16 protein-coding genes are annotated in these 19,370 nt (G+C 39.3%); 5 read left to right on the top strand and 11 right to left on the bottom strand.

Going from position 1 to position 19,370, the window contains the following annotated elements:
* Positions 1–585, top strand: a complete 585-nt coding sequence (locus ACK2WI_RS08295) for a hypothetical protein (RefSeq protein ID WP_409150335.1) — start codon at positions 1–3, stop codon at positions 583–585.
* Positions 586–1,192: 607 nt separating this feature from the next.
* Here ACK2WI_RS08295 and ACK2WI_RS08300 read toward each other — a convergent pair.
* The 7 genes from ACK2WI_RS08300 to ACK2WI_RS08330 form a co-directional block, all read right to left on the bottom strand.
* The gene (locus ACK2WI_RS08300) at positions 1,193–1,510 is read right to left on the bottom strand and encodes a hypothetical protein (RefSeq protein ID WP_409150336.1); all 318 of its coding nucleotides are present in this window, start codon (positions 1,508–1,510) and stop codon (positions 1,193–1,195) included.
* 22 nt (positions 1,511–1,532) lie between these two features.
* Complete coding sequence (locus ACK2WI_RS08305) at positions 1,533–1,997, bottom strand: TolC family protein (protein WP_409150337.1); 465 nt, start codon at positions 1,995–1,997, stop codon at positions 1,533–1,535.
* 131 nt (positions 1,998–2,128) lie between these two features.
* The gene (locus tag ACK2WI_RS08310; protein WP_313367118.1) at positions 2,129–3,262 is read right to left on the bottom strand and encodes a cysteine desulfurase family protein; all 1,134 of its coding nucleotides are present in this window, start codon (positions 3,260–3,262) and stop codon (positions 2,129–2,131) included.
* Between the two features lie 41 nt (positions 3,263–3,303).
* Complete coding sequence (gene lnt, locus ACK2WI_RS08315) at positions 3,304–4,908, bottom strand: apolipoprotein N-acyltransferase (RefSeq protein ID WP_409150338.1); 1,605 nt, start codon at positions 4,906–4,908, stop codon at positions 3,304–3,306.
* A gap of 4 nt (positions 4,909–4,912) precedes the next feature.
* Positions 4,913–5,734, bottom strand: coding sequence for a PH domain-containing protein (locus tag ACK2WI_RS08320; RefSeq protein ID WP_409150339.1), 822 nt, complete (start codon positions 5,732–5,734; stop codon positions 4,913–4,915).
* A 33-nt stretch (positions 5,735–5,767) separates the two neighbouring features.
* The gene (gene rsmI / locus ACK2WI_RS08325) at positions 5,768–6,433 is read right to left on the bottom strand and encodes a 16S rRNA (cytidine(1402)-2'-O)-methyltransferase (protein WP_409150340.1); all 666 of its coding nucleotides are present in this window, start codon (positions 6,431–6,433) and stop codon (positions 5,768–5,770) included.
* A 20-nt stretch (positions 6,434–6,453) separates the two neighbouring features.
* A complete protein-coding gene (locus ACK2WI_RS08330; RefSeq protein WP_312697470.1) occupies positions 6,454–6,897 on the bottom strand; it encodes an acyl-CoA thioesterase in 444 nt (147 codons plus the stop codon).
* A 267-nt stretch (positions 6,898–7,164) separates the two neighbouring features.
* Here ACK2WI_RS08330 and ACK2WI_RS08335 point away from each other — a divergent pair, with 267 nt between their 5' ends.
* Together ACK2WI_RS08335 and ACK2WI_RS08340 are read left to right on the top strand one after the other, a co-directional pair.
* Positions 7,165–9,954: a TonB-dependent receptor gene (locus ACK2WI_RS08335; RefSeq protein ID WP_409150341.1), complete on the top strand. Its 2,790-nt coding sequence runs from the start codon at positions 7,165–7,167 to the stop codon at positions 9,952–9,954.
* An 11-nt stretch (positions 9,955–9,965) separates the two neighbouring features.
* Complete coding sequence (locus tag ACK2WI_RS08340) at positions 9,966–11,021, top strand: phytase (protein WP_409150343.1); 1,056 nt, start codon at positions 9,966–9,968, stop codon at positions 11,019–11,021.
* 102 nt (positions 11,022–11,123) lie between these two features.
* Here the strand turns inward: ACK2WI_RS08340 and ACK2WI_RS08345 are convergent, their stop codons facing one another.
* The 4 genes from ACK2WI_RS08345 to ACK2WI_RS08360 form a co-directional block, all read right to left on the bottom strand.
* A complete protein-coding gene (locus ACK2WI_RS08345) occupies positions 11,124–12,803 on the bottom strand; it encodes a hypothetical protein (protein ID WP_409150344.1) in 1,680 nt (559 codons plus the stop codon).
* 26 nt (positions 12,804–12,829) lie between these two features.
* Positions 12,830–13,048 (bottom strand): hypothetical protein, encoded by a 219-nt coding sequence (locus ACK2WI_RS08350; protein WP_409150346.1) that lies wholly within the window; start codon positions 13,046–13,048, stop codon positions 12,830–12,832.
* Positions 13,049–13,453: 405 nt separating this feature from the next.
* Positions 13,454–15,136, bottom strand: a complete 1,683-nt coding sequence (locus tag ACK2WI_RS08355; RefSeq protein WP_409150347.1) for a fimbrillin family protein — start codon at positions 15,134–15,136, stop codon at positions 13,454–13,456.
* A 503-nt stretch (positions 15,137–15,639) separates the two neighbouring features.
* Positions 15,640–16,905 carry a DUF819 domain-containing protein gene (locus tag ACK2WI_RS08360; RefSeq protein ID WP_409150348.1) on the bottom strand — a complete coding sequence of 422 codons (1,266 nt, stop codon included), beginning with the start codon at positions 16,903–16,905 and terminating at the stop codon, positions 15,640–15,642.
* Positions 16,906–17,020: 115 nt separating this feature from the next.
* On the opposite strand from ACK2WI_RS08360, the gene ACK2WI_RS08365 reads away from it, so the two are divergent.
* Both ACK2WI_RS08365 and ACK2WI_RS08370 read left to right on the top strand, forming a co-directional pair.
* On the top strand, positions 17,021–18,280 hold the full coding sequence (locus ACK2WI_RS08365) for a Gfo/Idh/MocA family protein (protein WP_409150350.1): 1,260 nt from the start codon (positions 17,021–17,023) through the stop codon (positions 18,278–18,280).
* A 16-nt stretch (positions 18,281–18,296) separates the two neighbouring features.
* The gene (locus ACK2WI_RS08370; RefSeq protein ID WP_409150352.1) at positions 18,297–19,370 is read left to right on the top strand and encodes a Gfo/Idh/MocA family protein; all 1,074 of its coding nucleotides are present in this window, start codon (positions 18,297–18,299) and stop codon (positions 19,368–19,370) included.

The following is a 19,370-nucleotide window of genomic DNA, read 5'->3' on the forward strand; positions in this document are numbered from 1 at the left end:
ATGAAAACCAAGTTGTCTTTTATGATGATGCCGGTATTGCTATTACTAATAGGGTCCATTGGTAGTCTTTTGCCTGAGAGAGTGGGTGAAAAAGATTGGGCGAACAGCATCAATCCATTGGAAATTGTAGGGCAATGGAAAGCCTATGAATACTATGACAATAACATCCAACCCAAAGGGCAATCATCTGAACAGGATTATTCCAAGATTAACCAAATTGCTAAACTCATAAAGTTCCAGTCGAAAGAAACGCCATGTCCTGATAAAATCAGTAAGGTGGAACAGAAAATGGAATTCTTTAAGATCAATTTTAAACCAAACGGCAAAGCGGAAATCCTAGAAAAACAATATTATAAGGCTAATTCCTTTGACTCAAGTTGTCAAAATACAGTTTATGACGAGTCCTATAACCAAAGGATGCAGGTGAATTGGAGGATAGACCAAACTGAAGCAGCACTAGTCCTAAATGATTCAACAAAGAGACATCTCACTATTTTTAAGGTTCTATATTTTGGTAATAATGAACTGCATCTATCCTTGAAACAGGATGAAGACTATATCCTTGTTAAATTACATAAGGATTGACTAGTACTGAAAATGGAGACAGATTTTCAGAGATTAAAAAACACCTCATTTTGTTGGTATTCAAATGATAGTTCTTGTGCGTTTTAATGGAAATTTACCATGTTTTTTTTAATGGTTAGCCACGTATATACCGATAGCATATGATAATTTATATACTACAAAGGCAGCAATAGATATTGCAATAAATAAAAAAACAACTACTTCTAGCATCGAATAAGATTTTTTCATGATAAATTGATTGAATTTTAATTTTTAACTGATTCATATCCGTTGTTATTTCCAATATATGCAGCTCCACCAACGACAGCAGTTGCACCGCCGATTACTCCAACTTTAGTTAATAAGGTAGCACCTGACCACCAAGCAACTACAGCAGGAATAATTTCACCTTCAATATTTTGTTGGTCTTGAAGAGATAATTCTTGTACGTTTAATTTTGTTTTTTTTATAAAAAAATATTAAGATTTTTGATTAAATGCAACATAAGCTCCGATTAGTATGCCTATTATAAACAGTTTAAAAGCATATTTTATAATTAGTTCTTTATTCATATTATTCATATTGTTTGCAATTATTATTTGTAATAATGTATCTAAAATATATTACTTTAATGTATAAAAAAAGCATTTAAGTGATTTTTGAAAAAAATATTTAACCCTGCATTCGTGTTTTTTAGTTCAAATTCCTTCATTTTCTCTATTTTAATTTGAATGTTAATAGAATATTTATCCTCATAATAGTATGTATTTGCTATTCTATCGAATTTTATAGGGGCACCCTGGTCTTTCATATACTCAATAATTCGAGCTAATCTAGAAACAGAAATATTTAGGCGTTTTGCAAATTCTTCTTGACTTCCTGTTTTTGCTTTACTGATGAGTTTATTTATAAGATTTATTCTGTCTATATATAAGTATAATTTCATGATACAAATAATTTAAGGTGTTTCAATAATTAATAGAATTTTCCTTATATACTTCTTTTTTACTTTCGAGAAGGTTTGATTCTAATAGCGGATCATATAATTTCAAAATGTTATACTCAGGATAATTCATGTACTGAGCTAGAGTTGCTTTTTTCAACAGTAAATCTTTATAATATTGTTGATATTGTTGTTTTTCTCGAGCTAAGTTTGCTCTCACTTCCGATACAACAGAAGGGGCTGTAACACCTATTATTACGCGTTTTTCTGTTTTATCTAATAATTGAGTAGAAAAATTGATTGCCGAATCTTGTTCATTAACTAGAGATTGAGATAGTAATGTCTCTAAATAACTTTGTATGACTTTTAAAGTTAAATCTCTGATTAATACATCTTTTTCTATTCGCTCTTGTTCGGCTTGTACAGTGGCTTTTTCTGCTTGGTTTTTAAAGTAGTTATATTGGTAGATAATTAACTCCGTATTAACCATTGTTTTTGCGCAACAATATCTGTTTTCATAACGATTTTTTTGTGTATAGCTATTTCAGGACGAGACAATTAGTCACAAAAAAAGGCTGTTGCATTCTTGCAACAGCCTTTTTTGATAATGTTTTATGAGACTTATTTATGATTGCAGATCTCTTTTACGACACCAACAACAAAGTCTATTTCTTCTTTTGTATTGTATTTGCTGAAAGAGAACCTCACTGAAGGTCTGCTGCCATCAGCGCCAATTCCTTGAAGTACGTGTGAGCCTATTTCGGAACCTGAACTACATGCACTTCCTCCTGATGCGGAAACCCCTTTGATATCTAGGTTGAACAATAGCATGTCACCCATGTTACTGCAAGGCAAAGATACATTCAATACGGTGTACAAAGATTTATCCGAATCTACCTCGCCATTGAATCTTACATCTGGAACCGCTTTGATCAATTCCGCTTTCATATAGTCTTTTAGGGACTGGATATAGGTTTGGTGTTCTTCCATTTCAGCATAAGCAATCTCTAAAGCCTTAGCCAATCCGACGATACCATATACGTTTTCAGTACCACCGCGCATGTTTCTTTCTTGAGCTCCTCCGTAAATTAGAGGTTTGATCTTATTACGAGCATTGATGTACAAGAATCCAACTCCCTTAGGACCGTGGAACTTGTGGGCTGCTCCGGTAATAAAATCAATTTTCAGATCGGTCAAGTCATGTGCATAATGCCCCATCGTTTGAACAGTGTCTGAATGGAAGATCGCATTATATTGCTCGCATAGCTCACTCACCTTTTTAATGTCAGTTAAGTTACCTAGCTCATTGTTGGCATGCATCAAGGAAACGAAAGTTTTTGGATTTTTAGACAAAAGCTCTTCCAGTTGACCCAAGTCAACATTACCTTTTTCATCAACGCGCAAAAGATCTAAATGGATTTTTCCTGCTTTTTCCAGTTCTTCCAAGGTATGTAGAACAGCATGGTGTTCAATCGGCGAACTGATTGCATGGGTAATATTATAGGCTTCAATAGCACGAACAATAGCCATGTTGTCTGCTTCAGTTCCTCCGGAGGTAAAGAAAATCTCGGAAGGTGATGCATTCAATAATTTAGCGACTGTTCTTCTTGCTTTTTCAACAATGGTCTTCATTTCACGGCCATGTGCATGGATGGACGAAGGATTTCCAAAATTCTCGTTCAACATCTGAACCATTACCTCAATAACTTCTTTATCTAAGGCAGTGGTGGCGGCATTATCAAAATAAACTTGCATGGCGGCAAATATAATTATTCAATAGGATAATTCTGGTATATTTATTTTTTTCTGACAATCAATAAGCCTATTGATATTAAGCCTGTTACGAATGATAAATAGACTATTAAATCACTATATTTTGTATAGAAAGTGAGGTCTTCATTCAAATTGATTTCTTGAGATAGCGCAGTGGGCACCCACCAAGAACTCTTTTGGACTATATCTCCACGTTGGTTGATAAATCCTGATATCCCTGTATTGGCAGAACGAACTACCCAACGTCGGTTTTCAATTGCCCTAAGCTTGGCATATTGTAGGTGTTGGTCCTTGCCTGAGGTGTCTCCCCACCAGCCATCATTGGTGATGACAGCAATAAATTGAGCGCCTTTTTTAATATAATCAGCCACATAATTTCCCCAAATGGATTCATAGCAAATTACAGGGGCTGCACCGATTCCGCTAGCCGAGTAAAAGACAGAAGGCTCCTCTTGGCTACCATAACCACCGGTTGTACCACCGAAATGTTTGAATAACGGAGTCATAAAGGCCAAGCTTTTTCCAAAAGGAGTTTTTTCAGCTCCAGGTACCAATTTGGATTTATGGTAAAACTGAAGCTTGCTCGACCCATCTACCAAAACCGCTGCATTGAAGCTATCATAAAAAACATTGCCATAAGGTCTTGCTGTCAAAGTCTTTTGGTCTTCATAGATCTGGTAACTTTCAATTCCCGAAAGCACATTTCCATTATGGTATGGCTCCAAGAATTCGAGGATTTTATGGTATTGGTCATATTCCCGGAATTCTTCTTCGTTTATCCCATTAGATCCTGAGATTGCAGTTTCAGGCCAGATAAAGAATTCAGTGTTTAATTTTGCTACTTTTTGAGAGAGATCAGTAAGGGTTTTTAATTGTTCTTCCGGAGTAATGGAACCAAACTTTCCGTAAGGGTCAATGTTAGGTTGAACAGTAACGATTTCAGAAGGATTGATATGTTCTTCGTAAGTGCTGTACACAATCAAAGAGCCAATTGCAGGGACCAGAATCCATCCCGCAAGAGATCCTAAGAGTATTTTCTGACTGTAGATCTCTACCTTTTCCTTTCTTTGCCAATACCAAAGGAAAACTAGGATATTAGCTATCCAGATCCATAAAGTACCGCCATAAACCCCAGTGATGCTGTACCATTGTACTATCTGGTGGAAGTTAGCGAATCCATTTCCTAAGGTCATCCAAGGGAATGCAAGTTCCCAGGTCTGGTGTAGGTATTCATAAGCCATCCAAAAGGAAGCAAGCCCCATAAAGCTCAAGAAGATATTATTCCATTTACGCATTTGATAATATAGGCGAAATGCCAAGGCCATCAAAAGAGGGGCTAATGTAAATGGAATCAGGGAAACCATTAGCGAAGGGAATACATCCAAGACAGCATTCATTGCGTTAAAAACCCAATAGATGGATGCCGTGTTCCAAATGACACCGGTCAAGAAAGCTAATCCGAATATCTTACGGCCTTTCTTTTTATAATCCCCACGGATTACGTTTTCTACAGCGACCAATAAAGGAACAAATGCAATAAAAAGTAAAAAGCTAGAATATGGTATAGGAGGCCAAGCCAGCCATAGCAATACTGCACTTAGACCAGCTAAAAGGTAATTGTTTTTCATGCTATTATAATTGACTTAAAACTTCAGCCTTTTTCGTTTCATATTCGGCTTGGGTGATAAGCTGCTTGTCATATAAGCTCTTTAATTTCTTTAATTTCAAAGTGATCTCATCATCTTCTTCTACCTTGTTTACCTCTGGACTTGCTGCTGGAGCAGGAGGGGTAGGAGGGTTAAATGAAGAAGTCTGTGGGTAATTTTGAGGTTCTGTTTTCGGAGCCTGCGCTTGTTGGTTTTGCTGGGCAAACATAGAATTCAAACTAGGTCTTTCCTCAAATTTTGGAAGTTCTATCGGCTTTTCCGCTTCAAAAGGCTTTACCGGTTCAGCTGGTTTTATAGGCTCAACCTTTTCTTCCGGACTTGCAACAGGATTACTGTAAGCGGGTTTGCTGGTAAAAGCAGATGGATTTTCCTTTGCTTCATTTTTTTGGTTCTGCAAATTCGCCAAAGCATCCTTGATCAACTGATACAATTTCCTAGCCTGTATTTTAGGAATATAATCAATGGTTAAGTTCTCTCCAGTAAAAGGGATTACAGTAACCTTGGAACCAAAAATCTCTTCCTTAAAAGCGATGTCCTTGATGTCTTTCCAAGGGAAAATTTCAAAATTGGTAGCAAGGCCAAGTTTGGTGAATTCACACAGGAAAATCCTCCTGTTAGAAAGGGTAATGCTGTCAGGCAGTAAGTTCACTGCCGGTTTCTTTTGCAAGGCTATATAATTAATGGATTCCCCAGGGGTCAACATATCTAAAATCTTTCCATGGATTTTTTCTACCACTTTTGGATCCTGTCCATCTTGAACAAATTTGTCGATTTGATAATTTTCCATTGATTTGATATTTACGTCTTAAATTCTTTTTAATTATTCATGTCCAGCAACACAGCAAACAAATTCACCTTTGATGGGGGTCGTCTCAAAATGCTGCTTGATTTCTTCCAAGGTGCCTCTCACGGTCTCCTCATACAGCTTACTGATTTCACGAGATATCGAAGCCTGTCGTTCTGGTCCAAATACTTGGATGAATTCTTCTATTGTTTTCAGGATACGATGTGGAGATTCATAAAAGATCATCGTCCTTTTTTCTTCTGCCAAGGATTTCAAGCGGGTCTGTCTGCCTTTTTTTACAGGAAGGAATCCCTCGAAACAAAAACGGTCGTTAGGTAGTCCTGAATTGACCAGAGCAGGTACAAAAGCCGTTGCTCCCGGTAAACATTGCACATCCAAACCCTCTTTGATCGTCTCTCTCACCAATAAAAAACCAGGGTCAGAGATGGCAGGAGTCCCTGCATCTGAGATCAAAGCAATCTGGTTCCCTTCCTTGAGCAATCGGATAATCTCTTGGACAGCTTTATGTTCATTATGCTGATGATGGGCAAAGACTTTTTTGTCGATTCCAAAGTGTTTTAACAAAGGTGCACTGGTCCTTGTATCCTCAGCTAAAATAATATCGACCTGTTTCAGTACGTTGATTGCCCGAAAGGTCATATCCTCCAAATTACCTATTGGTGTGGGAACGATGTATAACATAATCCAAAGATAGCGATTAACTAAGAATCTATTTCAGTATAATCTTCGGACTTAGGTATTTTACCTATTATTTCCATCCATTCTTCCGGAATGTTAGTCAGTTTTCTTTCTCTTATGTTCATCCAGGCACCATCGACCAGCACCACGGCTGCCTTCACGCCGTTTTCCTTAAAGATCTCATGTCGGAAGGAAAACCTAGAGTTTACCGTGTTAAACTTGGTGATGACCACGCTCACTTTCACGCGTTCGTCCAAACCAATTTCTCTCAAATAATTCAACTCTTCACGAAATAGGATAGGTCCAATTTTTCTCTTGTTGAATTCCTCAAGGGATAATCCCAGCTTGTTCAACATATTGCTTCTGGCCTGTGCACAAAAATCCGCATAAGCCGAATGGCGTAAATGTACATTTGCATCAATCTGTGACCATAAAACCTGTCCTTCGTAAAATATATTTTCTTCCATTGAACTTAACCTTTTAGTGTTTCCCTAAAAATATGAAAAATAAACAATCAGCTTTCCATGATTTCCGAAGCTTAACAATCTAATGAGAATTCAGTGTTAACAAAATGTTTGTTGCCTATCATTCCACAAGGCTATTTTCGCAATAAAAAGAAATAATTACTCGTAATAGGAAAGTGTATAATCCTGTATGTTAACAAATTAATAACATTCGGTTAATAATCTAGTTAATCCCTATAAATATTTTTGGGCCATTAAATTATTAACTTTATGAGATTATCCCTATTCATTTTATTCAATTTCATTTGTTGTATTTCTTTTGCCCAGACCACCATCTTAAAAGGTAAGGTGATGGACAACAATGACCATTTTTCTTTGCCAGGTGCAACCCTGAGGATCGCCGAAGGCAATAAGTTCACCGTTTCTGATGCAAACGGAAATTTTGAATTCCTAAACCTCCCTGCTGGAACATATACTGTATCAGTTGACTATTTGGGATATCAACATTTTGAGCAAAAAATCCATACTTCTGATGAATCAATTGAAATTTTCTTGGAACCTGCTAGCAAAACTATCGATGAAGTTCAAGTCATTGGAGATATTGCAAGGGGTCAGGCAAAGGCCCTGAACCAGCAAAAGAACAACAGCAACATCACTAATATTATTTCTTCTGACCAAGTGGGTCGTTTCCCGGATCAGAATATCGGAGATGCCTTGAAAAGGGTTCCCGGTATTACGATGCAAAATGACCAAGGCGAGGCAAGAAATATTATCGTGCGTGGTCTCTCCCCAGAATTAAACTCCGTTACCTTGAATGGTGACCGTATTCCATCGGCAGAAGGTGATAACCGTAATGTTCAGATGGATTTAATTCCTTCGGACATGATTTCATCTATCGAGGTTAATAAAACCTTGACCCCTGATATGGATGCAGATGCGATCGGTGGTAGTGTGAACTTGATCACTCGTGCGGTGCCGAATAAGCAACGTATTTCTGCTACCCTGAGTGGTGGTTATTCTCCAGTTCGCGAAAAAGCGATCTATAATGGAGCATTAATCTATGGTAACCGTTTTATGGACAATAAGATGGGCTTGGTGTTGAGTGGAACGATGCAGACCAATGATTTCGGTTCTAATAACATCGAGGCAGAATGGGTTGAAGAAAAAGGTGACGTGTTGTTAAAAGAAATGCAGATCCGTAAGTATGACGTTACACGTGTTCGTAGAAGTGTATCCGCAGCTTGGGATTATAATTTCAACTCAAGGAACAGGATCGCTTTCAATGCCATGTACAACTGGCGTGATGACCGCGAGAATCGTTTTGCAACCAAGTATTCCAAATTAGCATATGATGCCGCTACTAAAACTTACACAGGTAATATTGAACGCGAGACTAAAGGTGGTATTGACAATAACCGAAATAAATCCCGTCGTTTAGAGCGTCAATCCGTGTTGAACTTCTCTTTGCAAGGTGAGCATGTTCTGTCACCTATCTTGGATATGGATTGGTCAGCATCTTATTCCAGAGCTTCTGAATGGCGTCCTAACGAGCGTTATATTAACTATGAAGTTAAAAAAATCCCACTTAATGTAGATGTAAACGATTCTTACTTGCCGTTGGTTACCAACCCAACTAATGATCTTTCTGCATTTAAATTGGATAAAATCACTGAAAACGAAAATAATACCCATGAAGATGAGTTTGGCGCTAAACTAAACTTCCGTATTCCACTATCAATTATTGAAGATCAAAAGGGTAGAATCCGTTTCGGTGGACGTGTTAGGTTGAAAACCAAGGAAAGAGACAATAACTTCTTTGAATACAGCCCGACTTCAGGTTTTGAAACCTTAACTTCTGGAATGCCATTGGTTGCATGGGATGCTAAAGGTTGGGACCAAGGCGAGAAATATGCACCGGGTACATTCGTTGATAAGAATTATTTAGGCGGACTGAACCTAACCGACAAGTCAAAATTTAAAGAAGAAACTGATCCAACTGAATTCCTTTCTCAAAACTATAAAGCCAAAGAGCAAATCTTTGCTGGTTATGTTCGTTGGGATCAAAATATCACCGAGCAAACTGCCTTGATCTTAGGTGCCCGTTTGGAACATACTAGGATCGATTATACAGGAAATAACGTATTCGACGAAAAGGAATTAGAGGGGCAGATCCAAAATAAAAACAATTACACCCAAATCCTTCCAAGTATTACCTTAAAGCATAATTTCACGAACAACTTTATACTTCGTGCTGCGGTAACTACCAGTTTGGCAAGACCAAATTACTATGCATTAGCACCTTATGTGAATTCAAAAGTTGATGACAGAGAGCTTTTTGCAGGTAATCCAAATTTAAAGGCAACATATTCGACAAACTATGATGTGATGTTGGAGCGATATTTCCAGAACGTAGGTATTATCTCAGGAGGTGTATTCTATAAAAACCTAAAGAACTTTATCTACATGTATAACGATAGGAGATTTACGGCCAATCGCTTTACAGAGTTATTCCCTAATCTGAAAAACCCTATTGTAGGAACCGATGATTGGAGTTTCTCTCAATTTAGAAATGGTGATAAGGTTGATGTTTATGGGTTTGAAGTAGCTTTCCAAAGACAGTTGGATTTCCTTCCTGGAAAATTCCTTCAAGGAATGGCTGTTTATGCGAACTACACCTTCACGAAATCAAAAGCTAAAGGTATCTCTGGTGAGGGTGGAGTACTTCGCGAAGGCTTAGGTCTTCCTAGAACGGCACCGCACATGTTGAACGGATCCTTGTCTTGGGAGAACAATAAATTCTCTGCACGTGTGTCTGCAAATTATACCGCTGCTTATTTGGATGAAATCGGAAATGATGCCTTTACAGATGCCTATTACGACAAGCAGTTTTTCTTAGATGCCAATGCTGCATATAAAATCACAAAATCTCTTCGCATTTTCGCCGAAGCTAATAACCTAACTAACCAACCATTGCGTTATTACCAAGGAGAAGTACAACGCTTGCGCCAATTGGAATATTACAAACCGCGCTATACCCTTGGTCTAAAATATGACTTATAAACAATCAACAAATGAAGAAGCAACTTACAATACTTAGTTTTGCGGCACTAGCGCTCGCCTCTTGTGGAGATAAATTAGCCTCTGTAGCCGAAAATGCACTAAAACCAATCGTAATCACCGAAGTAGTACCAAATGATACGGATGATCCTGCTATCTGGGTTAACCCTCAGGATAGTTCACAGGTCATCGTTATCGGGACAGATAAGCATGAAAAAACAGGTGGTCTCTACGCCTATGACATGGATGGAAAGATCATCAATAAGGTCGTGCCTTTAGATCGTCCAAACAATGTGGATATTGCCTATGGCTTTAACCTTGGCGGAAAGAAAGTTGATATCGCCGTAGTCACAGAGCGTGGTACCGATAAAATCAGGGTATTCAGTTTGCCCGATTTGAAGCCACTAGATAATGGAGGTATCCCAGTATTTGAAGGTGAAACCGAAAAGTCACCAATGGGAATCGCACTATATACCCAAAAGGATACTGCAGGAAATAAGATCTATGCCATTGTTGGTAGAAAGATCGGACCGACCGGTAGATATCTATTCCAGTATGAACTACAAGATAAGGATGGAGTGGTTGTAGGGAATAAAGTCCGTGAATTCGGAGCCTTCCAAGGTGGTAAGGAAATTGAGGCAATTGCCGTGGACAATGAGTTGGGCTATGTCTATTATTCTGATGAGGGTTTCGGTATCCACAAATATTATGCTGATCCTGCCAGAGGCAATGAGGTTCTTTCAGTTTTTGGACAGAAGGATTTCAAAGATGACCATGAAGGCATTGCTATCTACAAGAGCACGGACAGTACAGGGTATATCGTAGCTTCTAACCAACAGAACAACTCTTTCAATATCTATCCTAGAGAAGGTGATGCTGGAAATCCTCATCAATATACTAGACTTGCAGAGGTTCCAGTTTCTGCTGTAGAGTGTGATGGAGCTGATGCACTTTCCATGCCGATAGGAACAAAATTCCCTAAAGGTATGTTGGTGGCCATGAGTAATGGAATGGTATTCCATTATTATGATTGGCAGCAATTCCAAGATCAGATTGATGCGAAGAAATAACATACAACAATTGGTTGAACAACAGATAGGCCGCGATATTATCGCGGCCTTTTCTAACACTAACTAACGACCTATACTTAATTTACCTAAAAACTTGCTCTGTTATTTTCTGACACACCTCACGTTTGCACCTCTACCGTCCTTGGATTGGATAATATCAAAAGCCATGGTGGTAAAGATTACACTCTCCCTGTAGTACATGGCCATGTATCTCGATGTGTCAGAGGTTCTATAATACCCTTTATCGCCATATTTTGGGAAAAGGGGCAGCATATTCCCCGCTTCATAATTGAATTCCTTCAATGTTCTGTTCATCGCTCTATAGCCTGCAGCAACAAAACTTAGGTTTTTATTCGGATACCTCGGTGGTCCTGCGACATTATTGTTTATCCATGCTGCGTACCAGCCCTTATCACCCGGTTGGTTGTACCGGACTCTATTGTTCGTTGTACTTATCAGCTTGTCAAATTCAGTTGGAGTCGGTAGGCGCCATGTCCCTTCTGGGTAGACCAGTTTACAAGGGTCCCAGATCCTTGGAGCCTGTTGGGGCATTGGTCTTGGAGGTCGCGTATCAAAATAATCCCGCTCAATAAAATTCATCATTCCCCCAGCTTTATTGTTTACAAAATTGTTGTTATACCAAAATCTATATTGATTTTTTGTGTCTTGAGCAAAGAATGTCAGATTCCCACGTGCCCAATTTGCTCCAACAAGATTAATTGCTGATTCAATCAATCTAATTTTAAGGATATACCGCTTACCCATTTCAGGAGTGAATGCCGGAATGTTAAAAGGGACCAGATCAAAGGTTCGGTCGACAAAAAAGTCCACATTTGGAGCTTCTGAATTTACAGATTGGCTATTTATGATGGTGTTTTTGATATTACCGGAAAGACTTATGTTGCCACTGCTGGGGACGGTCAGGAACTCCATGTACTTCACCCATCCCAATGGGATAGAATCTGCAATGGCATCCGACCATTGTAGGGCGTTGAAAGCTACTGGGCTTATGCTGCTATAGGTTCCATTTAGAATGGAGAATACCCCATTGTTTAGTCCCGTATTGTTGCTGGTCTTAGGGAACTCTAAACTGCTGCTCTTGATCTTGGAAAATATTCCCCTAGCATCCAGTTCAATCCTTAAAGCGCTCATTTTTCGTTCAAACGTGATCTGTATTCGATTTTCAGCTTCTGGATCATCCGAAGTCTGGACCAATCCCGTAGCATATAGAAACTCCTGACCTTGTTCTAAGGTTGTTGGGTTGATGGTCAGATTAGGATTTGCCGGATTAAAGGGGCTAATGTCATCGCCATTGTTAAAGGAATATGCAAACCAGCGGTATTTTTTATTCCTATAAGCATCGATTACGATTTCAGAGGTTGCCGTTGCCTGTGCTTGGTCAAAATAAGTTGTTGCTTCCCCGGCTGCATTGGTTTCGTATAAAACGATTAGGTATTTCGTGTTGAGGGGCAGGGGTTTGGTTACGGCAAGAGAGGGGGCTTTTGGATCAAAGCTTTTTGATTCCGCAAGTAAATAATCGTAGTCAACTCCGCCCACTGTACTTATTTCTTTTTTGAAGATCAATGACTCAGCAGAACCCTGTTTGTTCGTCTTGTTGTTTTTTGCAAAGATTTCCTTTGTGTCCGTGATCTCGTTAATACCCTGAACATGAAAGGTTAATCCATTTTTGCCGCCAATGATTTCGTCTGGTCTTTTGCATTGGCAAAAGAGAATTAAAGTTATAAATGCGATGAAGACAATTAGGTCAGTTCTGTTCTTCATTATTTTTCATTTAGGTTACAGGGTTATTAAAAGTCAACATTAATGGTTTTGCCTTCTGAATCTTCCCATTCATCAACTTGGGGGCGGTTTTCATTCTCTCCACCTATTATTATTCTTGATGAGGTGATAGCTAAATCAAATTCAGTTAAGATAAAATTCATTTCAAATATTGGAGCTGCATAGTTTTTTTTGGACTTTTCATAAGTATTTAAAGGAGATTTAAATTTTTGGTTTTTTATAGGCATAAATTCCTGCGTTAAAGTTTATGATTATTTCAAATGGCTTAATCTTAATCTTCCCGTTCTTTATGTATTTAATTTTGTTTATGGTTTTCAATTGTTTGGTTCAAAATTATATTTTTCAGAACTATATTTTGTATAATATTTATTTACACTATAAAAATGTTACTTAACGATGTATTTTTAGAACTTTCTTTCGTTGTTTGTTTTTTTTTAGTGCCTGAAAGGAGAATAAATTAAATTAAATAGGCGTAATGAAAAATCATTACGCCTATACGAAAAACACTTGAAGTTTATGAATATTTTAGCCTAAACCATCCTTTCCTTGCACGTCGAATACTGATAGGATTTATATGTTCCTTTTTTCGAAAAAAATGGAATTAATTATTCCATCCAGGTTGGATTTGATGATTATCTTCTCACGCATCGGACATTGACGCCTCTTCCGTCAGTAGCTGTTGTGATCCTGATTCCTAAATCAAAGCCAATGATTGAACCGCCATAATCGATGTGGAAAAATTTTGAGGTATCTGAGGTCTTAAAAAATCCTTCATCTGCAGAAAAGGTCCCAAAACCTCTGTAATTAAATTTCTGTAACGCTCTTGTCTTTCTATCTCTATAGCCAGCAGCCACGAAATTTAAATCGTTGTTTTTATACCTAGGTGGCCCAATGCTCGATCTGTTTCCCCAAGACCCATACCATCCTTGGCTGTTTTCTTGGTCCACCCGGTGTCTGTCATGTGATTCCGCATCTTCGCCTAATCTTTTGAATTCCGCTTCTGTTGGTAGTCGCCATGTTTTTTCAGGGTATACCAATGCGCATGGATCCCAATTGCTGGGTGGGGCCTGAGGCTCTCCTCTTGGAGGTCGCGTATCAAAATAATCACGTTCTATAAAATTGTTCATTCCCCCATTGACGTTTTTGATAAAACTGTTGTCGTACCAAAATCGGTATTTGTTTTTAGGTGAATTAGCCACATAGGTCAGGTTCCCCCGGGCCCATTGGGTTCCTCCTGCTGTGATGGGGTTTTCTTTTAACCTTAATTTTATGTTATATCGCTTGCCCGCCGTCGGCGTGAAATCCGGGAAGTCGAAAAGAATGCCTGCTGTGGGGACCCCGTAATTTCGATCCGCAAAGGTAATGGCTGTTGGGTTTCCAGGTGTGATGGTTTGGCTCGTGATAGTCAAGTTTTTTAGGATGGCCTGAAAATTCATGGGTTCTCCGTTCGGAACAGTCAATAATTGTTGGTATTTGACCCAGCCAGTTGGAATGGTATCGGCTATATGATCAAGCCATGCTGACCTACTAAATTGTTCCGCGTCGCTTGTTTCCGTAAACACCCCGTTGCGAAGTGAAAATTTTCCATTTCGAAATCCATTATTGGATGCTGGAAAATCAAATTGCAAATCTTTAATAGAAGAGAATACCCCTCTGGCATCGATTTCAAAGCGGATCGCGCTGACCATTCTTTTGAAAGTTATGGGAACTTGGTTGGCAGCATTTGGGTCATTACTGGTCGTGATTACGCCTGTGGCGTAAAGTAACTCACTGCCATCTCCGACCGAGGAGGAGTTGATGTCTAAAATAGGGGATTCAACTATTGGTTGGCGGAAGTCTTCAGCACTATTGAAAGAATAAGCAAACCATCTGTATTGTGTGTTGCGATTTGCGGGAAATGGGATGGTTGGCCCATTACCGGTGCTCTTGACGCTATATTTGAATTTAACCGCATTTCCATTTCCATCTGCTTCAAACAGCATAATGAAGAAAACAGTATTGTCTGAAATTGGACTGGTGCTTGCTGTTTTTGCCAAAGCTAAGTTGTTTACAGCATTTTCTTCGATAATCAGGTCGATATCCAAACCTTTCACATTGCGTATTTCTCGATGGATTGATAGTCTATCTGGATTTTCTGTGTTCCTACCCTTAATAGAACCTAATAATTCTGTTGTGCCCCCTTCCTCGATTCCGGTTACTCGAAAGGTGATGCCCTTATCAGAAGGTAGCTCTATGTCCCGTGGTTTGCAACAATTTAAAATTAAGATGCAAATCAAACTGCTTAATAGGAATAGTGGGGCTTTATTTGTCATCATTTTTATGTTTTTTGGTTTCGCTAGAAGTCAAAATCCTTTATGCTTTCACCCTCATCCTCCCAATCTTCAACTCTGGGAACATTGCTTGGGCCTCCGGTTCTGATAAAAGTAGAGCCTACCATGATTTTAAAATCCAATTGGATTAAATGCAAGGTTATTTCTGGGCACAAATAGGGGAGTTTGTCTTTTTTTCTCTCCGGGGAATTCAAATGTTGAAGACCCGGACAGTTATCTTTCTGTGGGCTTTTCATGATTGCTTTGGTTTTTTTATGGGAATAGCTTTTTATCGATTTTTATCGAATTTTAATTAATCAGCTCTTAATTAACTAATAATAACAAAATTATGTAAAAATATTAATATTAAGATAAAATTTAGTGTATCATTTATGGCTTTTAGGTTAAATTTTTGCTAGGAAATTGGTTTCTTGTTAATCTAGATGACAGGATACAAAAAAAAACAGCGCTATTCGATATAGCGCTGTTCCTCAATATTATGTATTTTTCTATACTCCTGACGCGATTTTCATGAGTAATGCGGTCAACCAACCGGCATAGGTTCCGATGGCATAAGAGAAAACGGATAGAATAACCCCTACAGAAATTAAAGAAGGGTGGAAGGCTGCAGACATCACCGAAGCAGAAGCTACACCGCCGACATTCGCCATGCTTCCAACTGAAAAGTAAAAGAATGGCACCTTGAAAATCTTGCCCACGATGATCAATAGAATGGCGTGGAAACTGATCCAAATGAACCCAACTACAAACAATCCTGGATTTCCCAAAATGGCCATGATGTTCATCTGCATCCCAATCGTTGTAATCAATACATATAGCAATACCGTTCCGATCTTAGAGGCACCAGCAAACTCCAGTTTTTTAGCTGGGGTAAAGGATAGTGAAATACCTGTAGCGGTAGCAAAGAAGATCAACCAGAAGAAGCTGTTGGTCAAGGAGAATTTTTCGGTTTCTGGATAATGGGTCGCCATAAAATTAGCAACTGGATCTGCCAGTAGGGTGGCTAAACCTGTTCCTCCAAAGGCCAAGGCGACCATGATCATCAAATCCTTGGTTTCAGGGATCCGGCTGTTTTCCTTCACGCGTTCATCCATTTTCGCTTTCAAGTGTTCCACATCTTGCGAGTCCGCTTTGAAGAATTTATCGACTGCTTTATATTTACTTGCGCCATACAATAGGATTGCCATCCAGATGTAGGCCACAAAGACATCGACTGCAATAATAGAAGAGAATAGATTAGGGGAAGGCTGTAAAATCTCTTTCAAGGCAACCTGGTTGGCTGACCCTCCAATCCATGAACCGGCCAAAGCTCCTAATCCACGCCAAACCTCATCTGGTCCTGTGCCGCCCACAACCTCAGGTGCTACCAATGAGGTCAGATAGACCGCTAAAGGACCTCCTAAAAGGATACCAACCGTACCCGTGATAAACATCAAGCCTGCTCGCTTGCGCAAAGCCCACATTTCCTTAAGGTCCAGGTTGATCACAAATAAAATCAAACAGGCTGGCAGAAAATAGCGGCTACCGATGCTGGTCAAGGGTGAATTCTCTCCATCAATAATGTTGAAGGAATTCAATAGTCCCGGTAGGAAATAACAGAGCAACAAAGGAGGGATGACATTGTAAAATCCTTTGATGTATTTATTGGAAAGACTGGAGGTGTAAAAAACCAATCCTAAGATCGTCATCAATAATCCAAAGACCACCGTAGTGTTCTCTATCAATGGTCCGGCTTCTGTATCGGTTATTTGCATAAAATTGTAATAATTGTTATTTTGCTGTGAAAATAGATAATTTTTCAATTATTTATTGAAATAATCAACATATCAAAAACATTAAATCAATCTGAATCATTCAAAAATAGACCGAATGGACCGAAGAAATTTTATTAAAAACGGTGGTATTATCCTTGGTGCCACTTCATTAGACTTTTCAAATACCAACCTTGATTTCAAGAAAAAAATAAAAGTAGGATTAGTCGGCTGTGGTGGTCGCGGAACGGGTGCCGCTTTCCAGGCGCTGGCTGCTGATCCAGATGTCGAAATTGTTGCATTGGCTGATATTTTCCCAGAACAGTTGGAAACGGCCTTAGCTTCTCTGAAAGAAGCCCACCAAGACCGCGTCAAAGTTTCCGAAAAAAGAAAGTATGTAGGATTTGATGCCTATAAAAACTTGATCGCTTCGGATGTGGATGTCGTATTGTTGGCAACCCCGCCGAGCTTCAGACCGGATCACTTGACCGAAGCGGTAAAACATGGTAAACATATCTTCTGTGAAAAACCGATGGCAGTGGATGTTCCTGGAGTACATAAGGTGCGTGAAGCGGTTAAGGTAGCCAAAGAGAAAAAACTAAATCTGGTGTCTGGATATTGCTTTAGGTACTCTACCCCAAACCGTGAGTTGGCGAAATTAATCCACGATGGTAGCATCGGTGATATCTATTCGATCAGTACCTTCAGGTTGGGCGGTGAACTGACCGAAAAACCAAAACAAGCAGATTGGACCGACCTAAAATATCAATTGTATAACTGGTTTTATTATCAGCGTTATTCGGGTGATATCATTGTAGAACAAACAGTGCATAGTATCGATTTCATGAACTGGATCCTAAATAGAGGCTTGCCCAAAACAGTTTCAGGCACCGGTGGTAGGCAGAGCCGTCCTTGGGACAAGTATGGTAATGTTTTCGATCACTTCGCCATTGAATTTGATTATGGTGATGGGTTGAAAGGTTTCCACTTCGGTAGACAACAGAACGGTACGCAGCCTAGAAACTCAGTTGAGGCTATCGGTACTAAAGGCAACTTCAATGTTAGCCTGTTAAGTTCTTATGCGATTAATGGTTCAAATCCATGGAAATTCGCTGGAAAGATGAACAATATGTATCAGACCCAACATGATGAACTGTTTGCCGCAATCAAGAATAAACAGGTCATCAATGATGGCGATTTCATGGCAGATTCCACCTTGATGGCTATCTGGGCGCGTGAAGCAGCCTATTCAGGTAGCATTATTTCTTTGGATGAGATCTTGAATTCGACCAAGACCTATGGTCCAAGCTCGGATGGCTATAATTGGGAAATGGAAATAGATACGGCTCGAATCCCTAGACCGGGATTGGCTACATAATATTTGTGAAAGAGAAATGTTGGAAAAGATTAAGATTTTAGTGGTAGGCTGTGGGAATATGGGTGCATCCCATGCACAGGCTTACCATGAGATGGAGGATTTTGAAATTGTTGGACTGGTCTCACGTGGAGACAGTAAACAGAAATTGAATGAGAAATTAGCTGCGCAATACCCTCTGTTTGACAGCTACGAGCAGGCCCTAGAACAAACAACTCCAGATGCGGTTTGTATATCCACCTATCCAGATACCCATGAGGAATATGCCATCATGGCTTTTCAGGCCAATGCGCATGTGTTTATCGAGAAACCCCTTGCAGATACCGTGCTAGGTGCCCAAAAAGTGATTGATGCCGCCAATGCAGCGAATAAAAAATTGGTAGTCGGTTATATATTAAGACATCATCCTTCCTGGATTAAATTTATCGAAATCGGAAAGACCATGGGTTATCCATTGGTGATGCGCATGAACCTGAATCAGCAAAGCCAGGGTTATATGTGGGATGTGCATCGTAACCTGATGAAAAGCCTCAGTCCCATTGTGGATTGTGGCGTGCACTACATCGATGTGATGTGCCAGATGACTAATGCCAATCCAGTTTCTGTATCGGCAATTGGTGCAAGGCTTACTGATGATATTCCAAAGGACAATTACAATTACGGACAATTACAGATCCGTTTTGACGATGGCAGTGTGGGTTGGTATGAAGCTGGTTGGGGGCCTATGATCAGCGATACGGCTTTTTTTATCAAGGACGTTATCGGACCGAAAGGCTGTGTTTCCATTGTGGCTAAAGAAGCCGCTAAGGCTGGGAACTCGGATTCGGTAGAATCCCATACCAAAACAGAATCCTTAAAGGTTCATTATGCGGATATCAATGCGCAGAATGAATTCTTGAAACAGGATGAATGGCTAGACCTAACCGATGAACCTGACCATCAGGAGCTCTGCAATAGAGAACAACGATTCTTCTTGAAGGCCATCAAAGAAAACTTGAATTTGGAAAAATCGATGCAGGACGCCATCAATAGCCTTCAAATTGCTATTGCATGTGATGAATCTGTAAAGACTGGTGAAATTGTAAAACTTTAA

Source organism: Sphingobacterium sp. BS-2 (assembly GCF_046161205.1).
Taxonomy (GTDB): Bacteria; Bacteroidota; Bacteroidia; order Sphingobacteriales; family Sphingobacteriaceae; genus Sphingobacterium; species Sphingobacterium mizutaii.